The sequence below is a fragment of the Microlunatus sp. M237 genome (assembly GCF_056896895.1).
The window spans coordinates 690,477-708,634 of record NZ_JBXHBL010000003.1; the positions used below are offsets into that span (position 1 = coordinate 690,477).

The 18,158-nt window shown below is 69.2% G+C and carries 17 protein-coding genes; 11 read left to right on the forward strand and 6 right to left on the reverse strand.

Annotated features, from left to right (window positions below; all coding sequences use genetic code 11):
- Positions 1 to 23 precede the first annotated feature (23 nt).
- Together AC1XX3_RS14295 and AC1XX3_RS14300 are read left to right on the forward strand one after the other, a co-directional pair.
- The gene (locus AC1XX3_RS14295; protein WP_483321803.1) at positions 24 to 623 is read left to right on the forward strand and encodes a hypothetical protein; all 600 of its coding nucleotides are present in this window, start codon (positions 24 to 26) and stop codon (positions 621 to 623) included.
- A 113-nt stretch (positions 624 to 736) separates the two neighbouring features.
- Positions 737 to 1,270 (forward strand): NUDIX hydrolase, encoded by a 534-nt coding sequence (locus AC1XX3_RS14300; RefSeq protein ID WP_483321804.1) that lies wholly within the window; start codon positions 737 to 739, stop codon positions 1,268 to 1,270.
- Between the two features lie 48 nt (positions 1,271 to 1,318).
- Here AC1XX3_RS14300 and AC1XX3_RS14305 read toward each other — a convergent pair whose 3' ends face one another.
- Positions 1,319 to 1,456 (reverse strand): hypothetical protein, encoded by a 138-nt coding sequence (locus AC1XX3_RS14305; RefSeq protein WP_483321805.1) that lies wholly within the window; start codon positions 1,454 to 1,456, stop codon positions 1,319 to 1,321.
- Positions 1,457 to 1,526: 70 nt separating this feature from the next.
- Between AC1XX3_RS14305 and AC1XX3_RS14310 the strand changes: the two genes are divergently transcribed.
- Positions 1,527 to 2,987: a protein adenylyltransferase SelO gene (locus AC1XX3_RS14310; RefSeq protein ID WP_483321806.1), complete on the forward strand. Its 1,461-nt coding sequence runs from the start codon at positions 1,527 to 1,529 to the stop codon at positions 2,985 to 2,987.
- A gap of 9 nt (positions 2,988 to 2,996) precedes the next feature.
- Here AC1XX3_RS14310 and AC1XX3_RS14315 read toward each other — a convergent pair whose 3' ends face one another.
- The 5 genes from AC1XX3_RS14315 to AC1XX3_RS14335 all read right to left on the reverse strand — a co-directional run bounded on the left by AC1XX3_RS14315 (position 2,997) and on the right by AC1XX3_RS14335 (position 10,333).
- Positions 2,997 to 4,292 carry a glycoside hydrolase family 125 protein gene (locus AC1XX3_RS14315; RefSeq protein WP_483321807.1) on the reverse strand — a complete coding sequence of 432 codons (1,296 nt, stop codon included), beginning with the start codon at positions 4,290 to 4,292 and terminating at the stop codon, positions 2,997 to 2,999.
- Between the two features lie 8 nt (positions 4,293 to 4,300).
- Positions 4,301 to 5,566 carry an ROK family transcriptional regulator gene (locus tag AC1XX3_RS14320; protein ID WP_483322112.1) on the reverse strand — a complete coding sequence of 422 codons (1,266 nt, stop codon included), beginning with the start codon at positions 5,564 to 5,566 and terminating at the stop codon, positions 4,301 to 4,303.
- A gap of 46 nt (positions 5,567 to 5,612) precedes the next feature.
- A complete protein-coding gene (locus AC1XX3_RS14325; protein ID WP_483321808.1) occupies positions 5,613 to 7,226 on the reverse strand; it encodes an alpha-amylase family protein in 1,614 nt (537 codons plus the stop codon).
- Entirely contained in the window at positions 7,223 to 8,875 is a 1,653-nt protein-coding gene (locus AC1XX3_RS14330; protein WP_483321809.1) for a hypothetical protein, read from the reverse strand. Before AC1XX3_RS14330 ends, AC1XX3_RS14325 begins: the two co-directional genes overlap by 4 nt.
- Positions 8,876 to 9,124: 249 nt before the next feature.
- The gene (locus AC1XX3_RS14335; protein WP_483321810.1) at positions 9,125 to 10,333 is read right to left on the reverse strand and encodes an MFS transporter; all 1,209 of its coding nucleotides are present in this window, start codon (positions 10,331 to 10,333) and stop codon (positions 9,125 to 9,127) included.
- Positions 10,334 to 10,522: 189 nt separating this feature from the next.
- Between AC1XX3_RS14335 and AC1XX3_RS14340 the strand changes: the two genes are divergently transcribed.
- The 8 genes from AC1XX3_RS14340 (at position 10,523) to AC1XX3_RS14375 (ending at position 18,145) form a co-directional block, all read left to right on the forward strand.
- Positions 10,523 to 11,494 carry a YihY/virulence factor BrkB family protein gene (locus tag AC1XX3_RS14340; RefSeq protein ID WP_483321811.1) on the forward strand — a complete coding sequence of 324 codons (972 nt, stop codon included), beginning with the start codon at positions 10,523 to 10,525 and terminating at the stop codon, positions 11,492 to 11,494.
- Between the two features lie 303 nt (positions 11,495 to 11,797).
- Positions 11,798 to 13,552 carry a nitrite/sulfite reductase gene (locus AC1XX3_RS14345; protein WP_483321812.1) on the forward strand — a complete coding sequence of 585 codons (1,755 nt, stop codon included), beginning with the start codon at positions 11,798 to 11,800 and terminating at the stop codon, positions 13,550 to 13,552.
- Positions 13,549 to 13,722, forward strand: coding sequence for a hypothetical protein (locus AC1XX3_RS14350; protein WP_483321813.1), 174 nt, complete (start codon positions 13,549 to 13,551; stop codon positions 13,720 to 13,722). The genes AC1XX3_RS14345 and AC1XX3_RS14350 overlap by 4 nt, the downstream gene beginning before the upstream one ends.
- Positions 13,719 to 14,408 (forward strand): phosphoadenylyl-sulfate reductase, encoded by a 690-nt coding sequence (locus AC1XX3_RS14355; RefSeq protein ID WP_483321814.1) that lies wholly within the window; start codon positions 13,719 to 13,721, stop codon positions 14,406 to 14,408. Before AC1XX3_RS14350 ends, AC1XX3_RS14355 begins: the two co-directional genes overlap by 4 nt.
- Positions 14,409 to 14,425: 17 nt before the next feature.
- A complete protein-coding gene (gene cysC, locus AC1XX3_RS14360; RefSeq protein ID WP_483321815.1) occupies positions 14,426 to 15,007 on the forward strand; it encodes an adenylyl-sulfate kinase in 582 nt (193 codons plus the stop codon).
- Positions 15,004 to 15,969: a sulfate adenylyltransferase subunit CysD gene (cysD, locus tag AC1XX3_RS14365; RefSeq protein WP_483321816.1), complete on the forward strand. Its 966-nt coding sequence runs from the start codon at positions 15,004 to 15,006 to the stop codon at positions 15,967 to 15,969. Before cysC ends, cysD begins: the two co-directional genes overlap by 4 nt.
- A complete protein-coding gene (locus AC1XX3_RS14370; protein ID WP_483321817.1) occupies positions 15,969 to 17,342 on the forward strand; it encodes a sulfate adenylyltransferase subunit 1 in 1,374 nt (457 codons plus the stop codon). The genes cysD and AC1XX3_RS14370 overlap by 1 nt, the downstream gene beginning before the upstream one ends.
- Complete coding sequence (locus tag AC1XX3_RS14375; RefSeq protein WP_483321818.1) at positions 17,339 to 18,145, forward strand: sirohydrochlorin chelatase; 807 nt, start codon at positions 17,339 to 17,341, stop codon at positions 18,143 to 18,145. The genes AC1XX3_RS14370 and AC1XX3_RS14375 overlap by 4 nt, the downstream gene beginning before the upstream one ends.
- Positions 18,146 to 18,158 lie beyond the last annotated feature (13 nt).

The window sequence follows — 18,158 nt, forward strand, 5'->3', positions numbered from 1 at the left end:
GACCGGCGCTCGATCATGAACCAATGACTCTCACTCCTGCCACCGATCTGTCGCCGGCACACTGGATCTCCACTAGCGGGTGTCCCTGGCGCCAGCTCGTGACCATCGGCCCATCGGGCTTTCCCGCGTATGCGCGACTGAGGTTCCTGCCCGACCCGGCCTACCCAGGACAGTCGGAGAACGATGTCCGCAAAGCGCCGGATGCACCGTCGGACATCGACCGGCTCCAGACGGCCGCCGCCGTGCTCGCACGACACACCAGCACGCCCAATGACGCATATCTCCTCATCTGGGACGGCTGGGGTCATGACGCCTTTCCGGGTCCAGCGCTGCAGAGTACGCAGTTCGCCCTCCCGCACCGGTCCTACTACCTGTTCCGACTCGCGCTGCCGGACTTCATCACCGGAGCCGCCGACAGAACCTGGCGAGAGGACTCCGGGCAGGCCATGCCAGAGCCTGCCTTCCTCTGGCCTGCCGATCGCGCCTGGTGCATCACCAAGGACGTCGATCCGCACTGGGCCGGCGTCGGCGCCGACGCCAACACCCCGGACAAACCGCTGGCGGGACCACACCTGGACACAGTCCGTGCCGATCCCCAGGTGCCGCCCCCGTACTACCGATAATCCTTTGACTGAGCACCACGCCGTTCGGATCCGCCGGAACCAGCCACCAGCGCAGAGACCGACGGCGGCGTACCATCGCGACAAGCCCTCCGACGGATCGAAGGAGCACCTACGTGGACGTGCGCGGTGTGCGACTGGCCGTCTCAGGCTTCGTGCGCTGTGGTGATTCCGTGGTGGTGGTTGAGAACTCATCACCGAGCGGTCCTCAGTGGACCCCACCAGGCGGGAAGGTCGAGCCCGGTGAGACGCCCGTCGCGGCGGCTATCCGCGAGATTCGCGAGGAGTGTGGTCTGACTGTCGGCCAACCACGGCGCCTAGTCCACGCGTCCCACCTGACGTTGTCGACCGCGGCCGGCGTCGAAACGTGGATAGCCTTCGGATACGAGTTCTTGGTGGACCACACCGTTCGGCTCAGCGAAGTCGCGGACCTGGACGAGGTCGTCTCGGCTGCCGAGTGGCTGGGGATTAGAGCCGCGTCCGATCGTGTCGAAACGTCGGCAGTTGAGCCAGTTGCACGGGCTTTCGTCGACTACTGCTCCGACGTCGAGGACCTGGTTACTCGGTACTACGAGTTCGAGGTTGATCTCTCACGCCCGACGCCATCGAGATTGACGGCCTACTTCGACAGTCTCACCTACGCGTGTTGAGACGTCGTGCCTCGCTCGCTTCTCCCCTTCTGCGGCGCTACCTCCCGATCATGTAGAGAACGAGTCGCGCAGCGGCGAGTCGTACCACAGCTGGGAGCGCTGACCGAAGACCACACCGATGGTGCCAGCGTTGGCGATGCGCTCCCGCCAGGGCGCTGACCCCCGCACGCCCAGGACGTACGTCATCTGTCCAGGCATCGAGTGGGCATTGGGTGCCGGATGTACGCGGTTTTCGCACCCTCGTACGCTCGATGGTGTGACTGTCGACTCTCGCCCGACCCTGCATCTGGATGCTCGCTTCGCCTCCGAGCTGTCTGAGCTGACCGTGCCCTGGCAGGCCGCAGAGGTGGCCGACCCACAGCTGCTGGTGCTCAACGAGCCGCTCGCTCTCGAGCTGGGCATCGATCCCGACTGGCTGCGCGGCCCCGAGGGTCGACGTCTGCTGGTCGGCAACCAGGTTCCCGATGGCGCTCTGCCGGTGGCACAGGCGTACGCCGGCCACCAGTTCGGCGGGTTCTCGCCGCGGCTGGGCGACGGTCGGGCGCTGCTGCTGGGCGAGCTGGTCGACGCGCAGGGCATCGTGCACGACCTCCATCTCAAAGGCTCCGGTCGGACGCCGTTCGCGCGCGGTGGTGATGGACTGGCCGCTGTCGGGCCGATGCTGCGCGAGTACGTCATCAGCGAGGCGATGCACGCGCTGCGAATCCCGACCACCCGCTCGCTGGCCGTGACGGCGACCCAGAATCCGGTGCGTCGCGAGACACTGCTGCCCGGCGCGGTGCTGACCCGGGTGGCGAGCAGCCACCTGCGGGTGGGCACCTTCCAGTACGCGCACCTGACCGGTGACGTGGACCTCCTCCGCCGACTTGCCGACCACGCCATCGCCCGCCACCACCCCGACGCCGCCTCCGCCGACAACCCCTACGTCGCGCTGTTCGAGGCCGTCATCGCCGTCCAGGCCTCGCTGGTGGCGCAGTGGATGCAGGTCGGGTTCGTCCACGGCGTGATGAACACCGACAACATGACCATCTCCGGCGAGACCATCGACTACGGACCCTGTGCGTTCCTGGACGCGTTCGACCCGGCCACGGTCTTCAGCTCGATCGATGAGGGCGGCCGCTACGCATACGGCAACCAGCCGGTCGTCGCACAGTGGAACCTGGCCCGGCTCGCCGAGGCACTACTGCCCCTTCTCCACGACGAGCAGGAGCAGGCGATCGAGATCGCCGTCACGTCGCTCGGCGGATTCGCCGAGCAGTACGCCGCGGCGTGGTCGACCGGGATGCGCACCAAGATCGGGCTGGCCGATGCCCCCGCCGAGGTGGCGGCCCCGCTCGTCGACGAGCTGCTCGAGCTGCTGGCCCAGGACCGGGTGGACTACACCTCGTTCTTCCGCGGCCTGAGTGCTGCTGCTCGCGGCGACGCCGGTCCGACGCGTGGGGTGTTCACCGATCCCGCGGCGTTCGACGCCTGGACCGAGCGGTGGCGCGCACTCAACCCGGACGCCGACAGCATGGACGCGGTCAATCCGGTCTACATCCCCCGCAACCACCTGGTTGAGGAGGCCCTGACCGCGGCCACCTTCGACGATCTCGGCCCGCTGCAGCAGCTGCTGGAGGTGATCGGCCGCCCGTACGAGCGCCGCGCCGGCCTGGAGCGCTATGCCGCACCCGCTCCCGAGGACTTCGGGGCCTATCGGACGTTCTGCGGCACCTGAGCCCGGGAACTAGGCCCGCGCGAGGCGACGGCCGGCCACGTCGAGCACCAGTTCGCAGAACATCGCGTTCGCCCAGGAGAACCACTCCCGGGTGAACCGCGACGGATCATCGCAGTCGAAGCCTTCGTGCATCTGCCCCGTACCGCCGGTGGTGTCGCAGAGCAGTGCCACGATGCGCCGCTTCTCCGCCATATCCAGACTGGTCAGGCCTTGGACAGCCAGCGCGATCGGCCAGACGTACCGCTCGGGCGTATGCGGGCTGCCGATGCCGGCGGCAGCAGAACCGACGTAGTAGTACGGGTTTCGGCTGCTCAACAGCGCGGCTCGGGTGGCGAGATAGCGCGGGTCATCGGCCGACAGATACCCACTCAGCGGCGCCGACAACAAGCTGGGCATATTGGCGTCGTCCATCACCAGCTGGTGGCCCAGCCCATCCACCTCATAGGCATAGATCTCGCCGGCCTCCGGGTGAACGATCCGACCGAACGTCTCGATGCCTTCGCCGATGGCGGTGCGCAGGTCGCGCGCCCGACGCCCGATTGCGTCGGGCAGCAGCCCTGCCACGGTCAGCTCCTCCAGCCGGCCCAGCGCCGCGTGCGCGAACATGTTCCCCGGGACGTTGTAGTTGTAGCGGCAGGCGTCGTCGCTCGGCCGGAAGCCGCTCCAGCTCATCCCGGTCGGCCCCACCGGCTCGCCGCGGCCGTCGTTGGTCAAGGTGTCGGTCGGCGGGCAGTCGAACCGCTCGAACCGGTAGGTCGAACGATCATGGTCTTGCTCCAGCTCCCACAGATCGAGGATCGCCTCCGCGGCGGCGGTGAACCGTTTGTCGATGACATCGCTGCGGCCGGTGATCTGCCACAGCCGATAGCCGAGGTCGATCGGGAAGCACAGCGAGTCGATCTCATACTTGCGCTCCCAGATCTCCGGCCGCAGCTCGGTCCGGTCGTCCGCGTGCCAGCTCGGTTCCGGCCCGCGCTTGAAGGCGTTCGCATACGGGTCGAGGACGAGAAACTCCAGCTGCCGCCGCAGAATGCCGACCAGCAGCTCGGCCAGTGCCGGGTCCTCGCCCGCCATGATCAGGTACGGCCGTACCTGGGCCGCGGAGTCGCGCAGCCACATCGCCGGAATGTCACCGGTCAAGACGAAGGTGGTGCCGTCGTCCAGCCGCTCAGCCACCGACGCCAGATTCTCCCGCATGATGCGGGCGAAGGTGTCCGCCACCCGGTCGTCGTCGAAAGCGCTGCGGACCTCGGCCGTCACCGCCGTCAGCAGCTCTGGGGTCATGCCGATCACTGCTTCTGTCATATCAGACCTCATCTGTTCGTACCCATCAACATCACGGCTGGATTGGTGCAGAAGGTGTGGTCGAGAACCAGACTGGCTGCCCCCACGGCGCAGACATCGGCCCCGAGCTCGCTGCCGGTGATCTCCAGCGGGTGGATCTTGCGCACCTGAAACCGCTGCATCAACTCGGGCTGCCAGTGCCTGAGGAGAAACGGCTCAACCAGGGGCCAGCGCGGACCGCCGAAGACGACCCGGTCCAGGTCGAGCAGGTTCGCGACCTGCTCGGCGACCCGTGCGATTCGACCGGCCATCGTCACCATGATCGACACCGCCGCCGGTTGACCCGCCAGTGCAGCATCGCTCAGAGCCAGCAGGCCCTCCTCCAGCTGCTGGCGGTCGTCCAGGTCGACCGTATCGGGCAGCACCCCGGCCGCGATTCCACACTCGATGAGATAACGGGGTTGGGTGCTCTCGCCGAGGCAGCCGCGGCGGCCACACCGCGGACAGAGCGGCCCGTCCGGGTCGGCCAGCGCGTGGCCGAGCTCCCCGACGTTATGGGAGGAGCCCCGCACCACCTCGTCGTTCAGCACCACACCGGCGCCGATGCCGAACCCGAGGTAGAACAGCACGAAGCTGCCGTCCCCGTGCGGCCCCCCGATCCGCCGCTGCGCGGCAGCCGCCGCGGTGACGTCCTTGTCCAGCAGCACCGGCAGGCCGGTCGCTGCGGCGAGGTCGTCGCGTAACGGCACCAGCTGCCAGCCGTCGAGATTGGGCGGGTCGACGACGATGCCACGGTCGATGTCGATCGGCCCCGGAGCGACGACGCCGACTCCACCCAACCGCTCGCGGCGCACGCCCGCGCTCTCGATCAGTTGCTCGATCTGAGCGGCCATCTCGGCGACGATCGACTGCGGGTCGACGTCGGTCGGTGTCCGCTGCCGGGCGTGGGCGACCGTGCGGCCGGTGAGGTCCAAGATCAGATAGGTGATCAGCCCTGGGTCGAGGTGCACGCCGACGGCGTACTGGCCGGTCGGGTCGAGCTTCAACGGCGTCCGCGGCTTGCCCCGGGCGATCGGCTCGGGCGCCCCCTCGAGCACCAGACCTGCTTTCAGCAGGTTCCGGGCGATCGTGGTGATCGCCTGCGCCGAGAGACCGGTCAGCCGCGCCAGCTCCGACCTGCACACCCCCGCCTCGCTGCGTCGGATCGCGTCAAGGACAACAGTCTCGTTGAAGTCGCCGAGTCTCAGCTGGTTCGCGCCGCGCCGCACGAGGTGTCCTGGACTCACGTCCGACATCATGGCAGTCATGCCGCTCGCGAGAGCGCCGTTCCCGTCGATGCCGTCAGACCGTCCCCGGAACGGCCCCCCACGGCTCGCTCCAGGAGATCCGCTGGTCACGGTCACCGATCCGCCAGGACACCGGCGTCGGGTCGTGAAGCCAGTCCCGGGGTTCGATCCCGGCCGGGTTCCCGCCGTCGAGAGCGGTCCTCAGCGCCCGCCGGATGTCGGCATCGACCGTGTCATTGCGGGTGGCCGGATCGATCGACAGGAAGAGGGCGGTGCCGGACTCGGCGATCAGGTCGAGGAACCTGCGGTTGAGCTCCCACGGAGTTTCGGGCGTGCTCGGCACACAGTCGGCGTCCACGGCGAAGAACCGACCGTGCTGGGGTGCCCGGAAGGCCAAGGTGTTGACCCCCATCCGCCGGGTCCGCTCCCACTGCCGCCCCGAGGTGTCATCACCGGTGCGCTGCACGTCGACCAGCCCGGCAGCCAGATGTCCGACGGTGTTGCAGCCGATCAGGACCAGCTCGGGCACCGCCGCCCGGATGTCGCCGTAGAGGTCGCGGATGATCTCCGCGGTGGTGCGCGAGCGGTCGGCGAAGCTCCAACCGTCGCCAGTCAGCTGCTCGTTCATCGCCGGACCGAAGCGGCCGAAGATGTCGTAGCTGCTGAAGTCGTGCTTGACCAGCTCGAAACCCCAGTCGGCGAACCGGCGCAGGTCCGAGGCGACCAGCTCGCGCACCTGCGGCGTGGACGGATCGAGCACGTAGTTGCCGCGTGGGTTGGTCCGGGCGACCGGGGCCAGCTGGGCATCACGGGTCAGCAGCGGCCGGAACCACAGGCCTGGCCTGGCGCCCAGCTCACGGATCCGGCCCGCGATCGCGGCCATGTCGTCGAAGACGCCGGGAGTGCCCTCGTCCCAGGGACCGCCACCGGCCGCTCCCCCGGTGTTCCAGCCGTCGTCGATGACGCTGAACGGCCGGACCGGATGGCCATCGGCCAGCTCGACGATCGTGCGCGCGTCACCGAGCACGGCGGCCTCGTCGAAGCCCTCGCCGTAGGCGTAGTACCAGTTGTTCGCCCCCACCACGGGGCCGATGTCGCGGATCGCCCCCAGCGGGGTGGCCATCGCCGCCACCGCAGCCGTCAGGGTCTGCCAGGGGGTCGGTTCGGAGACGAACCGGCGCACCGTGGCGGCACTGAGGCGGCGCCCACCCAGCTGCGTCGGCGACCCGCCGTTGCGCAGGTCGAGCCAGAGGCTGATGCCGTCGGCGTCGATGGTCCAGCCGCAGAGCGCCCCCGGGCCGACGTCGACACCCATGCCGACGGTCGTCTGGGCGACCGGGTCGTGGCCCAGCCAATACCACGGCAGCAGTCGCTCAGGTTGGCGGTGTCGCCACTGGAGATCACCGTAGGAGCGTTCCCAGGCGTCGCCGAGGAACAGCGTCTGGTCCGCCAAGGCAGCGTCCCAGCGCAGCACCACGTACGCCACGTCGGCGATGGCCGACACGGTGACGTCGACGCCGCCGTCGGTACGCGGGTTCAAGGCCACCTCAATGCCGTCACCGGACCAGCCGGAGGGACCCGGAACGGCGGTCGTGAGAGCGGAGGTGGCCGCGGAGACGAAGACTGCGGACGGCTCCGCAGCGGACGGCAGAGTTCGGGGCGAGGTCATGAGGAGATCCGTTCGGTGAGCCATCGAAGATCGATGGTGAGGCTGTCATCTTGGCATTCCAGGGACCACAGCGCTGGGGCCACTTCGCCGCCGTACGCGCACGTCAGCCGGGGGTAGCCGGTGAGGGCGACCTCCGTCCCCTGCACCATCAACGGCAGGTCCCAGCCGAAGGAGATCCGGCCCTGGGTCGGGGAGTCGACGGTGATCGACTGGTCCGGCTGGTAGGTGATCGGCGCCGCCTGGTGGGCGGCGCAGAATGCGTCGAAGGAGCCGGTCGACTCCTCGGCGACCACGCACACCCAGGCCGAGGTGCCGTCGTCGGCTCGCAGCTGAGAGCCGTCGCGGACGAGCGGCGTGGAGCACCACAAGCCGACGAAACCGCCGCCCTTGCGGCCGAAGTGCCACCGGCCCTCCGCCCGGACCTCGTCGAACTCGGCCGGTGGGAAATGCGCGTGCGCGTACGGGTACGCCGCGGCCCGGTCCGGCTGGTGCAGGCAGATCAGGACGTCGTGGTGTTGGGCGACCCGCGGCAGCACGGCGTTGCCCGCCAGGAAGTTCGGCCGGGAGATCAGGTCGACACTGCCGGGATTGTTGGTGAACACCTGGGCACGACGGCCGAGCGTCGCCTGCCAGATGTGCTGCTGGTGACCGGGGCTGCCGGGCCGATAGCTCTGGGCAGCGCTCAACATCACCTGTCGCCCGCGGTACGTCATGATGTTGACCTCGCTCACCGGATGGCGGTCGAGCGACGCCTCAGCAACCGCACCGAAGCTCATCCGCTGCCAGGTCGTCTCCGGTGCGCCCGGGGCCCGGGCGAGCAGCTCCACGATGGCCGGCGGCCGGTAGGAGCTGGTGGCCAGCGCCACCGCTCCGATGGAAGGTTCCGTCGGCTCCCCCAGCCCGTGCACCAACCAACCCAGCGTCGCGGTCGCGCTGAGATGACCGTCGGCCAGCACATCCGGGTACGTCCGGCCGTGGGTGGAGCCGAAGACTCCATCGATCGAGTGCAGGGTCAGCTCGACCAGCAGCATGTCGAGCAGTCCCGACGCCGCTCGGACCATGTCGGTGTCGCGGCTGAAGTCGTGCAGGGTCACCAGCGCGAGCACGTTGTGCTCCAGATAGGTGTTGGACAGCCACTCGCTCCACCCGACCTCCGCCCGCAGCCGCAGCCACCGGCTGAGAGGCGACCTGGCGTGGTCGACCATCTCGGCCCCGGTGACCCCGGTGCCGGCGAACACCTGGTCCGGGGCCAGCCGACCGGCCACGACCTGGCAGGTGTGGAGCAGGATCTGGTGGTTCTCGGTGTGGAAACACCTGGTGTCCTCACCGGGGTAGTCCCATAAGTAGCGGAACCCGTCGACCGCGTCGAGCAGGGCCCGTCGTTGGCGACCGGGGAGTCCCGGCCTGTCCCGCTCCAGCTCGAGCAGGCGCAGCACACCGCACAAGGTGACGTCGGCGTTGTCGATCCGCGAGGTGATCACCTCGGCGGCTTCCTCCAGTGCCTCGTCGAACAGGTCGAGTCCGTGCACCAACCGCGCCACCTGCCCGAAGATCGAGGTCCGCGGCGGCAGCGCCGCCACGGATGCGTCTTGGAGGATCCGCCGGCTCCGCTGCCCGAAGCTCGCGACCGGCGAGCTCAGCATGGTCAACGGGCATCCCGGGCATCGTCGACGGGCTTGGTCAGCTGGGCGCCCCTGTGGGGGGCATCCGAACCTACGGCCATACATGCACCTCATCGGGAAGGGTCTACGTCGGGCGTAGCCATCGAAGCGGTGAGCATAGTTAACCGGTTTACACGAGGCAAACGCTTCCCAACGGTCGGTCGGGATGGGCCCGCCCGACGCATTGCGTCAGCTCAGGGTCGATGGGTCACGTCAGCTCATGGCCGACGGGCTGCGTCAGCTCACGGACGGGATCCGGGCGGCGACGACCGGCAAGCCGGCATCAGCGGGCTCGAGCGGCATCCGCCCGCTGTGGTCGAGCCGGCGGGCGACCACGGTCGCACCGAGGCCGAGTGCGGTGAGCGCGGCGGCGGCCAGGATCGGCGCCCGGAATCCGAAGCCGGCGGCGATCACTGCCCCGCCGAGGAAAGCGCCGAAGGCGTTGCCGAGATTGAACGCGGCCTGCTGGGCCGCGGCCACCATGCTCGCGCCGCCACCGGCGGCCACGATGGCGCGGGTCTGAATCGAGGCACTCATCGCGAAGGCGCCGAAGCCGACCACGAAAACGCCCGCGGCGGCGGCGACAGGTTGCGCGGCGGTGAGGAAGAACAACACCAGCAGCACCGCCTGGCTCGAGAATCCGAGCATCAACGTTCGTGACACCGACCAGTCGGCCAGTCGCCCACCGAGGAGGTTCCCACTGGTCGCGCCCAGGCCGAAGAGCACCAACACCCACGGCACCGCGGAGGCAGAGAATCCGGCGACCTCGGTGATGATGGGGGCGACGTAGCTGACCACGGTGAACAGGCCGCTGAAGCCGAGCACAGTCATGATCATCGTCAGCCAGACCTGCGGCCGAGCGAAGGAGGCCAGTTCCGAGCGCAGGCTGGCTGAGGACGTACGAACCGCCGGCACGAGGGCGACCAACCCGGCCACGGCGACCAGACCGATCACCCCGATGACGGCGAAGGTGGCCCGCCAGCCCAGGTTCTGCCCGATCGCGGTGCCGAGCGGCACGCCGATCACATTCGCCACCGTCAGCCCGGTGATGGCCAGGGACATCGCCTGTCCCTCCTTGCCGGCCGGGGCCAGCTTGCGCGCCACCACGGCGCTCGCCCCGAAGAAGGCCCCGTGCGGCAAGGCGCTCAGCACCCGTGCGGCGAGGAGCAGCTCAAAGCTGGGCGCCAACGCCGACGCCACGTGTCCCACCACGAACAGCACCATCAGCGCGATCAGGACCTTCTTGCGCGGCAGCCGGTGGGTGAGAGCGATCAGCGTCGGCGCACCGATCATCACCCCGATCGCGTACGCGGTGATGAGCCACCCCGCGGTGGGGATGGAGACGTCGAACGCGGCCGCCATCTCGGGCAGCAGACCCATGGCGACGAACTCCGTCGTGCCGATGGCGAACGCGCCGAGGGCAAGGGCGAGAATGGCGACTGGCACGAAGGCTCTTCCTGATCAGCGGTGGAACAGAGCGACCACGGCCTCGTCGTCGTGTCATACACCACGCTACCCCGGCCTACCGCGCGCGCCGCGACACGGTGGCTGCCGCTCCAGCCATCTCCTTCGGCCGTACGACGGCTCCCGCGAGCGTCCCGAGCGCGAGCCTGCTCCCGGCCTACCCTTGGGCCCATGACCGTGCGGCACCAGTCCCCCAGCGAGGCGCGGACTGCCGCCTGGGGTCGTTGCCGCGCGGGGCTGCGCGCCAGCTGGAAGGTGATCACCCACGTGGTGGGCGCGTGCCTGCGCTACCGGGTGAGCGGGCTGGCCGCCGAGGCCGCGTTCTTCGCGATCTTGTCGCTGCCACCGCTGATCTTCGGCCTGGCCGGCGCCATCGGCTTCGTCGCGCAGCGCTTCGACGTCTCGACCATCGCCGGTTTCCGGGAGCAGCTGCTGGAGCTCGCCGCCCGCGCACTCAGCCAGGACGCGGTGACCTCGGTGATCGAGCCGACGATCGACGAGGTGCTGTCGGGTGGTCGTTTCGAGGTGATCTCCATCGGCTTCGTGATCGCGCTGTGGTCGGGTTCACGAGCACTGAACGTGTTCGTCGACACGGTCACCATCATGTACGGCCTGGCGGGGCGGCGCAGCATCGTCCGTACGCGGGCGTTGTCGTTCACCCTCTATCTGGTCTTCCTTCTGGTCGGGGTGGTGCTGCTGCCTCTCGTGCTGGCCGGGCCCGGGTTCGTCGACCAGCTGCTGCCGAACCGGCTCGAGGTGGTCGGCACGCTCTACTGGCCGGTCGTGCTGCTCGGCTCGGTCTGCATCCTGGCCACGCTCTATCACCTGTCGGTCCCGGTTCGGACCCGGTGGCGAGCCGACCTGCCGGGGGCGGCGATCACGCTGGTGTTCTGGATCGGAGGCAGCGCGCTGCTGCGGGTGGCCCTCGATCTGTCGGCCGGGTCCACCTCGATCTACGGGCCCCTCGCCGCGCCGATCGCGCTGCTGGTCTGGCTCTATCTGATCTCCATCGCGGTCCTCATCGGCGCGGCCTTCAACGCCGCGGTGGACAAGGTGTGGCCGGCCCTATCCGGCATCGACCACGCGAGTTCCGCGGCGTTGCTGGCGGACCCGCCGCCGGGCGGACGTCCCGACGGACGCTGACGGACGCAGGGCTGTCCACATTTTGGAACGGCGTCTCGTCCCTTGGAATCGGATTTGATCTGCCAGAGCGTACGGATCACTGTTGATCACATGCGCATCCTCTCTCACACGATCCGTGCCTGGTCCATGCCGGCACGGATGGCTAAGTGGGAGCCTGCTGGGTTGACCGCGCGCCGCTTCGTCGACCTCAGTCGGACGGAGTCGATGATGTGTTGTCTGCACGCGTACTGACCCCCAGCTACGCCCCGGACGCCGGCTCATAGCCGTCGAACCCGGAGTGCCCTCCCACGCCTGAGGACGAGAATGACCACGCAGAGCCCGGCCGAGAATTCCACCGCAGCACCGAGCCAGACCAGTGTCGATCGGCCCGCGCCCACCGCACGGACCGGCGCCGCTCGTCCAGCCGCCCGCAGCCGCAAGCCGCGCGGCGAGGGACAGTGGGCGCTCGGCTACCGCGAGCCGCTGAACCCCAACGAGCAGTTCAAGAAGGACGACGACGCGCTCAATGTGCGCGCCCGGGTGGAGAACATCTACGCGCATCGCGGGTTCGACTCTATCGACCCGAGCGACCTGCGGGGCCGGCTCCGCTGGTGGGGGCTCTACACCCAGCGCCGCCCAGGGATCGACGGCGGCAAGACCGCCACCCTTGACCCGCACGAGCTCGACGACCGCTATTTCATGCTGCGGGTGCGGATCGACGGCGGCGCCCTCACCACCGAGCAGCTGCGGGTGATCGGACAGATCTCTGTCGACTTCGCGCGCAGCACCGCCGATGTGACCGACCGGCAGAACGTCCAGCTGCACTGGATCCGGATCGAGGACGTACCCGAGATCTGGCGCCGCCTCGAGGCGGTCGGCCTGTCCACCGCGGAGGCCTGCGGTGACTGCCCCCGGGTCATCCTCGGCTCCCCCGTGGCCGGGATCGCCGCCGACGAGATCATCGACCCGACGCCGGCCATCCGCGAGATCGCCGCCCGCTACGTCGGCAACCCGGAGTTCTCCAACCTCCCGCGCAAGTTCAAGACCGCGATCACCGGGCACCCCCTGCATGACGTGGTGCCGGAGATCAACGACGTCGCCTTCGTCGGAGTCGAGCACCCCGAGCACGGGCCCGGGTTCGACCTGTGGGTCGGCGGCGGTCTCTCCACCAACCCCATGCTCGCCGTCCGGCTCGGTGCCTGGATCCCGCTGGACGAGGTGGCCGACGCGTGGGCCGGCGTCTGCGCCGTGTTCCGCGACTACGGCTACCGCCGGCTGCGGACGCGTGCCCGGATCAAGTTCCTGGTCGCCGACTGGGGGCCGGAGAAGTTCCGCCAGGTGCTGGAGGACGAATACCTGCACCGCAAGCTCGTCGACGGACCGGCTCCGGCAGTGCCGGAGCGTCTCGGCGACCATGTCGGCGTGTCCCCCCAGAAGGACGGCAACTTCTTCGTCGGGTTCTCCGCCGTCGCCGGCCGGGTCAGTGGCGAGGACCTGATCCGGTTCGCCGACCTGGCCGAGGCCCACGGCTCGACCCGCATCCGCACCACGCCGATGCAGAAGCTGCTGGTGCTCGACGTCGCTCCCAGCGAGGTCGACGGTCTCGTCGCCGACGTGGAAGCTCTCGGTCTCTCCGCCAACCCGCGGGCCTGGCGGCGCTCGGTGATGGCCTGCACCGGGATCGAGTTCTGCAAGCTCGCCATCGTCGAGACCAAGGCCCGCGCCGCGACTGTGGTTAGCGAGCTCGAGTCCCGGCTGGGTCAGCTGGACAGCCCCATCACCGTCAACATCAACGGCTGCCCGAACTCCTGCGCCCGGATCCAGGTGGCCGATATCGGCCTCAAGGGCCAGCTGGTCCCCGGACCCGACGGCACCCCGGTCGAGGGATTCCAGGTCCACCTCGGCGGTGGGCTCGGGATGGACGCCGGGTTCGGGCGCAAGCTCCGCGGGCACAAGGTCACCGCGGAGGAGGTTCCGGCCTACGTCGAGCGGCTGGCCAAGGCGTACCTGGCCGGGCGCGACGAGGATGAGCGATTCGCCCAGTGGGTCACCCGGGCCGACGACGCGGTGCTGGCATGAGCGAGATCTCCCAGACCCGTCAGGCGGTCATGCACTGCCCGTACTGCGCCGAGGAGGACCTGTTCCCGATCGAAGGCGGCGGCTGGGAATGCCGGGCCTGCTCCCGGGCGTTCCAGGTGAAGTTCCTCGGTCTGCTGAACCGTGGATCAGACCGGGAGGCACAGCCATGAGCACCACCCTCGATCTCAGCCAGGTGGCGTCGGACGCCAACCGCGACCTGGAGAACGCCTCGGCCATCGAGATTCTGCAGTGGGCGCACGAGGAGTTCGGGGCCGGGCTGGTCATGACCTCGTCCCTCGCCGACACGGTGATGATCCATCTCGCCGAGCAGGTCGCGCCCGGCGTGGACGTGGTGTTCCTCGACACCGGCTATCACTTCGTCGAGACCCTCGGCACCCGCGACGCGGTGCAGGCAGTCCACAAGATCAACCTGATCTCGGTACGACCGGAGCAGACGGTGGCCGAGCAGGACGTCACCTGGGGCAAGGACCTGTTCGCCCGCAACCCCGACCAGTGCTGCGCGTTGCGCAAGGTGGCGCCGCTGAACCGCGCCCTCGAGCCCTACACGGCCTGGGCGACCGGCGTCCGCCGGGATGACTCCCCGGCACGGGCCAACACCCCGGTCGTCTCCTGGGACCCCCGCCGCAAGCTGATCAAGCTCGCACCGATCGCGCGGTGGAGCGACGCCGACGTGGCCGACTACATCGAGTCGAACTCGCTGATGGTCAACCCGCTGCTGGAGGACGGCTATCCGTCGATCGGTTGCGAACCCTGCACCATGCGTGCCGACTCCAATGACCCACGGGCCGGCCGCTGGTCAGGCCTGGCTAAGACCGAGTGCGGGATCCACCTATGACGACGGAAGCGCTAGCGATGACGCAACCCGACCAGCGGCACCGCCATCCGGCTGCCGACAGCGGAGCCACGCTGTGGTTCACCGGCCTGCCGTCCGCGGGCAAGTCGACCATCGCGCACGCGCTGGCCGACGAGCTGCGGACCAGTGGAGTGAAGGTGCAGGTCCTCGACGGCGATCAGGTCCGGCCACACTTGTCCGCCGGACTCGGCTACAGCCGCGAGGATCGCGATACCAATGTGACCCGGATCGGCTGGGTGGCCCAGCTGCTCGCGTCCCATGGCGTGGTCGTTCTCGTCCCGGTCATCGCGCCCTACTCCGCAGCACGCAAGGTGGTCCGCGCCGCGCACGCCGAGGCAGACGTACCGTTCGCCGAGGTGTATGTCTCCACCTCGCTCGCGGTGGCCGAAAGCCGCGACGTGAAGGGCCTGTATGCCAAGGCGCGCCGCGGCGAGCTGACCGGGCTCACCGGCGTCGACGACCCGTACGAGCAGCCGCACACCGCCGAGCTGGTGCTGGACACCGCCCAGGTGGACCTGGATACGTCGGTGCACATGGCCAAGGCTTTGTTGTCCGCCGTCTTGGAGAGGGAGCTGCCATGACCGAAGCTGTGACGACGGCCCTGGGGGCCGCCGGCCAGGGCCTGACCACCGGCACGATCTCGCCGGTACGCCCGCTGACCGAGCTGCAGGCGCTGGAGTCGGAGTCGATCCACATCCTGCGTGAGGTCGCCGCGACCTTCGCTGCGCCGGTGATGCTGTTCTCCGGCGGCAAGGACTCGGTCGTGATGCTGCACCTGGCGGCGAAGGCCTTCTGGCCGGCGCCGATCCCGTTCTCGTTGCTGCACGTCGACACCGGGCACAACTTCCCCGAGGTGCTGACCTTCCGCGACGAGGCAGTCGTGCACTACGGCGCACGGCTGGCGGTGGCGTCCGTGCAGGACTACATCGATGTCGGCCGGCTGCGCGAGCGCCCGGACGGCACTCGTAACCCGCTGCAGACGGTGCCGCTGCTGGAAGCCATCCAGAACGGCAAGCATGATGCCGTGTTCGGCGGTGGTCGACGCGACGAGGAGCGCGCCCGGGCCAAGGAACGGGTGTTCAGCATGCGCGACGAGTTCGGCCAGTGGGACCCCCGCAACCAGCGGCCTGAGCTGTGGTCGATCTACAACGGTCGGCATCTGCCCGGCGAGCACGTCCGCGTGTTCCCGCTCTCCAACTGGACCGAGCTGGACGTCTGGGACTACATCGAGGCCGAGAAGATCGCCTTGCCCTCGATCTACTACGCCCACGAGCGTCCGGTGGTCGAGCGGGACGGCATGTGGATTGCGATCACCGAGGTCACCCCGGTCCTCGACGGTGAGACCGTGCAGACCAAGGCGGTCCGCTACCGCACCGTCGGTGACATGTCCTGCACCGCCGCCGTGCTGTCGCACGCCAGCACCGTCGCCGATGTGATCACCGAGGTCGGGCTGAGCCAGCTGACTGAGCGTGGCGCTACGCGGGCCGATGACCGGATGTCCGAGGCGGCGATGGAAGACCGCAAACGTGAGGGGTACTTCTGATGGCGCGCACTCCCGTCACCGGCGGCCGGACGCTGCTCCGGCTGGCCACCGCCGGATCGGTGGACGACGGCAAGTCGACCCTGGTCGGCCGTCTGCTGTTCGACACCAACTCGGTGCTCAGCGACACCCTCGACCATGTGGAGAAGGTCAGCAAGCGCAAGGGTCTGGCGACGGCCGACCTGGCGCTGCTCACCGACGGCCTGCGGGCCGAGCGCGAGCAGGGGATCACCATCGATGTGGCCTACCGCTACTTCGCCACCCCGGCGCGCAAGTTCATCCTGGCCGACTGCCCAGGTCACGTGCAGTACACCCGTAACACGGTGACCGGCTCCTCCACCGCCGACGTCATCGTGTTGCTGGTCGACGCCCGCAACGGTGTGGTCGAGCAGACCCGTCGGCACCTGGCGGTGGCTGCCCTGCTGCGGGTGCCGCACGTGGTCCTGGTCGTGAACAAGATCGACCTCGTCGACTTCTCCGAGCAGGTGTTCAACCGGATCGCCACCGACTTCGCCCTGTTGGCACGCAGTCTCGGCGTGGGCGACAGCCACTGCATCCCGGTGTCGGCCACCGAGGGCGACAATGTGGTCACCCGCTCATCGCGGACGCCCTGGTACGAGGGCCCCACCGTGCTGGGCTACCTGGAGGAGGTCGACGACACCCCGCTGGCCGTGGGTGCCGACTTCCGGTTCCCGGTGCAACAGGTCGTGCGCCCGCAGAGCGCCCCGCTCGCCCCGTGGGCCGCCCAGACGCCCCCGGTCGACGGCGACTACCGCGGCTACGCCGGACGGGTCGAGACCGGGCGGGTCAAGGTCGGTGACGAGGTGGTGGTGCTGCCCCGCAGCAGCCGCGTCCGGATCGAGGCGATCGACACCCCCGACGGCCCGCTGCAGCAGGCCGTCGCCGGGCAGTCGGTGGTGCTGCGGCTCGACACCGACATCGACGTCTCCCGCGGCGACATCTTCGCCGCCCCGGACTCGCCGCCGTCGCCACGCCGTGACCTCACGGCGACCGTCTGCTGGCTGGCAGAGCGGGAGCTGACGGTCGGTGCCCGGGTGCTGGTGCAGCACGGCACAGCGATCGCCAAGGCGATCGTGAAGTCGGTCGACGCCACCCTCGACCTCGACCTCGAGCCGGGAACGATGCCGTCCTGGGTGCCGGCGGACCGGTTGAGCCTGAACCACATCGGCCGGGTGAAGCTCACGCTCGCCACCGCCCTGCCGATCGACAACTACCGCGAGAACCGGACCACCGGCGCGTTCATCATCGTGGACGAGGCGGATGGCTGGACCCTGGGCGCCGGCATGGCCGGAAGCAGCCCGCTCCGCGTGCCCACCTCGCCCATCGCTGGAACTCCTGAAAGGGGACAGTCATGACAGCTCCCTCCCTCGTCCTGCTGGGCTACGGCAGCACGGATCCCCGGGTCGCGCAGGTCAGCCACGAGATTCGCTCCAGTGTCCTCGCGCTCCGGCCGGAGCTCGACGTCCACGTCGCCTTCCTCGACTACTGCTCGCCGTCCGCCCTCCAGGTGGTCAACAAGCTGGTCCGCCGCGGCGTGAGCGAGATCGTCTTCGTCCCGCTGCTCCTCTCGGACGCGTTCCACGCCCAGGTCGAGGTCCCCGCCGTCCTCGCCCAGGTCACCGCCGCTCACCCGCAGCTGCGGGTGCTGGCGTCGCGGCCGATCGGCCCGGAGACCTCCCTGCTGTCGGTCGTCGACCGGCAGTTGCGCGACGCACTACGCCTCCGCCGCGTCAGTGAGCTCGACGGCCTCGTCTTCGCCGCCGCCGGCAGCACCGACGTCCGCAGCAATGCCATCGTCAACCGCCGCGCCCGGCAGTGGGCCAACCACCACAAGCTTCCCTGCGTCACCGCGTTCTCGTCGGTGTCGGGTCCGTCGACCGCCGAGGCGATCCGTACCCTGCGCAACCAGGGTCGCCGCTACATCGCCGTCGGCAGCTGGTTCCTCGCCCCGGGCGTGCAGTACGCCCGGCAGGCGGAACTCGCCTACGAGGCTGGGGCTGTCGCCGTCTCCGCCCCGCTGGGCGCCCAGCCGGAGATCGCCGAGACGGCGCTGACCCGCTATGTCGTGGCAGCGATGGACCTGGTCGATCTGGACGGGTCGCCGGCGACTGAGGCCGAGCCGGCTCCGGTGCGGCATCTGAGCGTCGTCGGAGCCTGACGATCTGGCTGCG

What these genes read in the sequence shown, in the direction of transcription:
- AC1XX3_RS14370 (WP_483321817.1), top strand. Translation starts at nt 15,969, where the DNA reads ATGGCGCGCACTCCCGTCACCGGCGGCCGGACGCTGCTCCGGCTGGCC.
- AC1XX3_RS14340 (WP_483321811.1), top strand. Translation starts at nt 10,523, where the DNA reads ATGACCGTGCGGCACCAGTCCCCCAGCGAGGCGCGGACTGCCGCCTGG.
- cysC (WP_483321815.1), top strand. Translation starts at nt 14,426, where the DNA reads ATGACGCAACCCGACCAGCGGCACCGCCATCCGGCTGCCGACAGCGGA.
- AC1XX3_RS14320 (WP_483322112.1), bottom strand. Translation starts at nt 5,566, where the DNA reads ATGTCGGACGTGAGTCCAGGACACCTCGTGCGGCGCGGCGCGAACCAG.
- AC1XX3_RS14355 (WP_483321814.1), top strand. Translation starts at nt 13,719, where the DNA reads ATGAGCACCACCCTCGATCTCAGCCAGGTGGCGTCGGACGCCAACCGC.
- AC1XX3_RS14345 (WP_483321812.1), top strand. Translation starts at nt 11,798, where the DNA reads ATGACCACGCAGAGCCCGGCCGAGAATTCCACCGCAGCACCGAGCCAG.
- AC1XX3_RS14315 (WP_483321807.1), bottom strand. Translation starts at nt 4,292, where the DNA reads ATGACAGAAGCAGTGATCGGCATGACCCCAGAGCTGCTGACGGCGGTG.
- AC1XX3_RS14375 (WP_483321818.1), top strand. Translation starts at nt 17,339, where the DNA reads ATGACAGCTCCCTCCCTCGTCCTGCTGGGCTACGGCAGCACGGATCCC.
- AC1XX3_RS14295 (WP_483321803.1), top strand. Translation starts at nt 24, where the DNA reads ATGACTCTCACTCCTGCCACCGATCTGTCGCCGGCACACTGGATCTCC.
- cysD (WP_483321816.1), top strand. Translation starts at nt 15,004, where the DNA reads ATGACCGAAGCTGTGACGACGGCCCTGGGGGCCGCCGGCCAGGGCCTG.
- AC1XX3_RS14305 (WP_483321805.1), bottom strand. Translation starts at nt 1,456, where the DNA reads ATGACGTACGTCCTGGGCGTGCGGGGGTCAGCGCCCTGGCGGGAGCGC.
- AC1XX3_RS14350 (WP_483321813.1), top strand. Translation starts at nt 13,549, where the DNA reads ATGAGCGAGATCTCCCAGACCCGTCAGGCGGTCATGCACTGCCCGTAC.
- AC1XX3_RS14325 (WP_483321808.1), bottom strand. Translation starts at nt 7,226, where the DNA reads ATGACCTCGCCCCGAACTCTGCCGTCCGCTGCGGAGCCGTCCGCAGTC.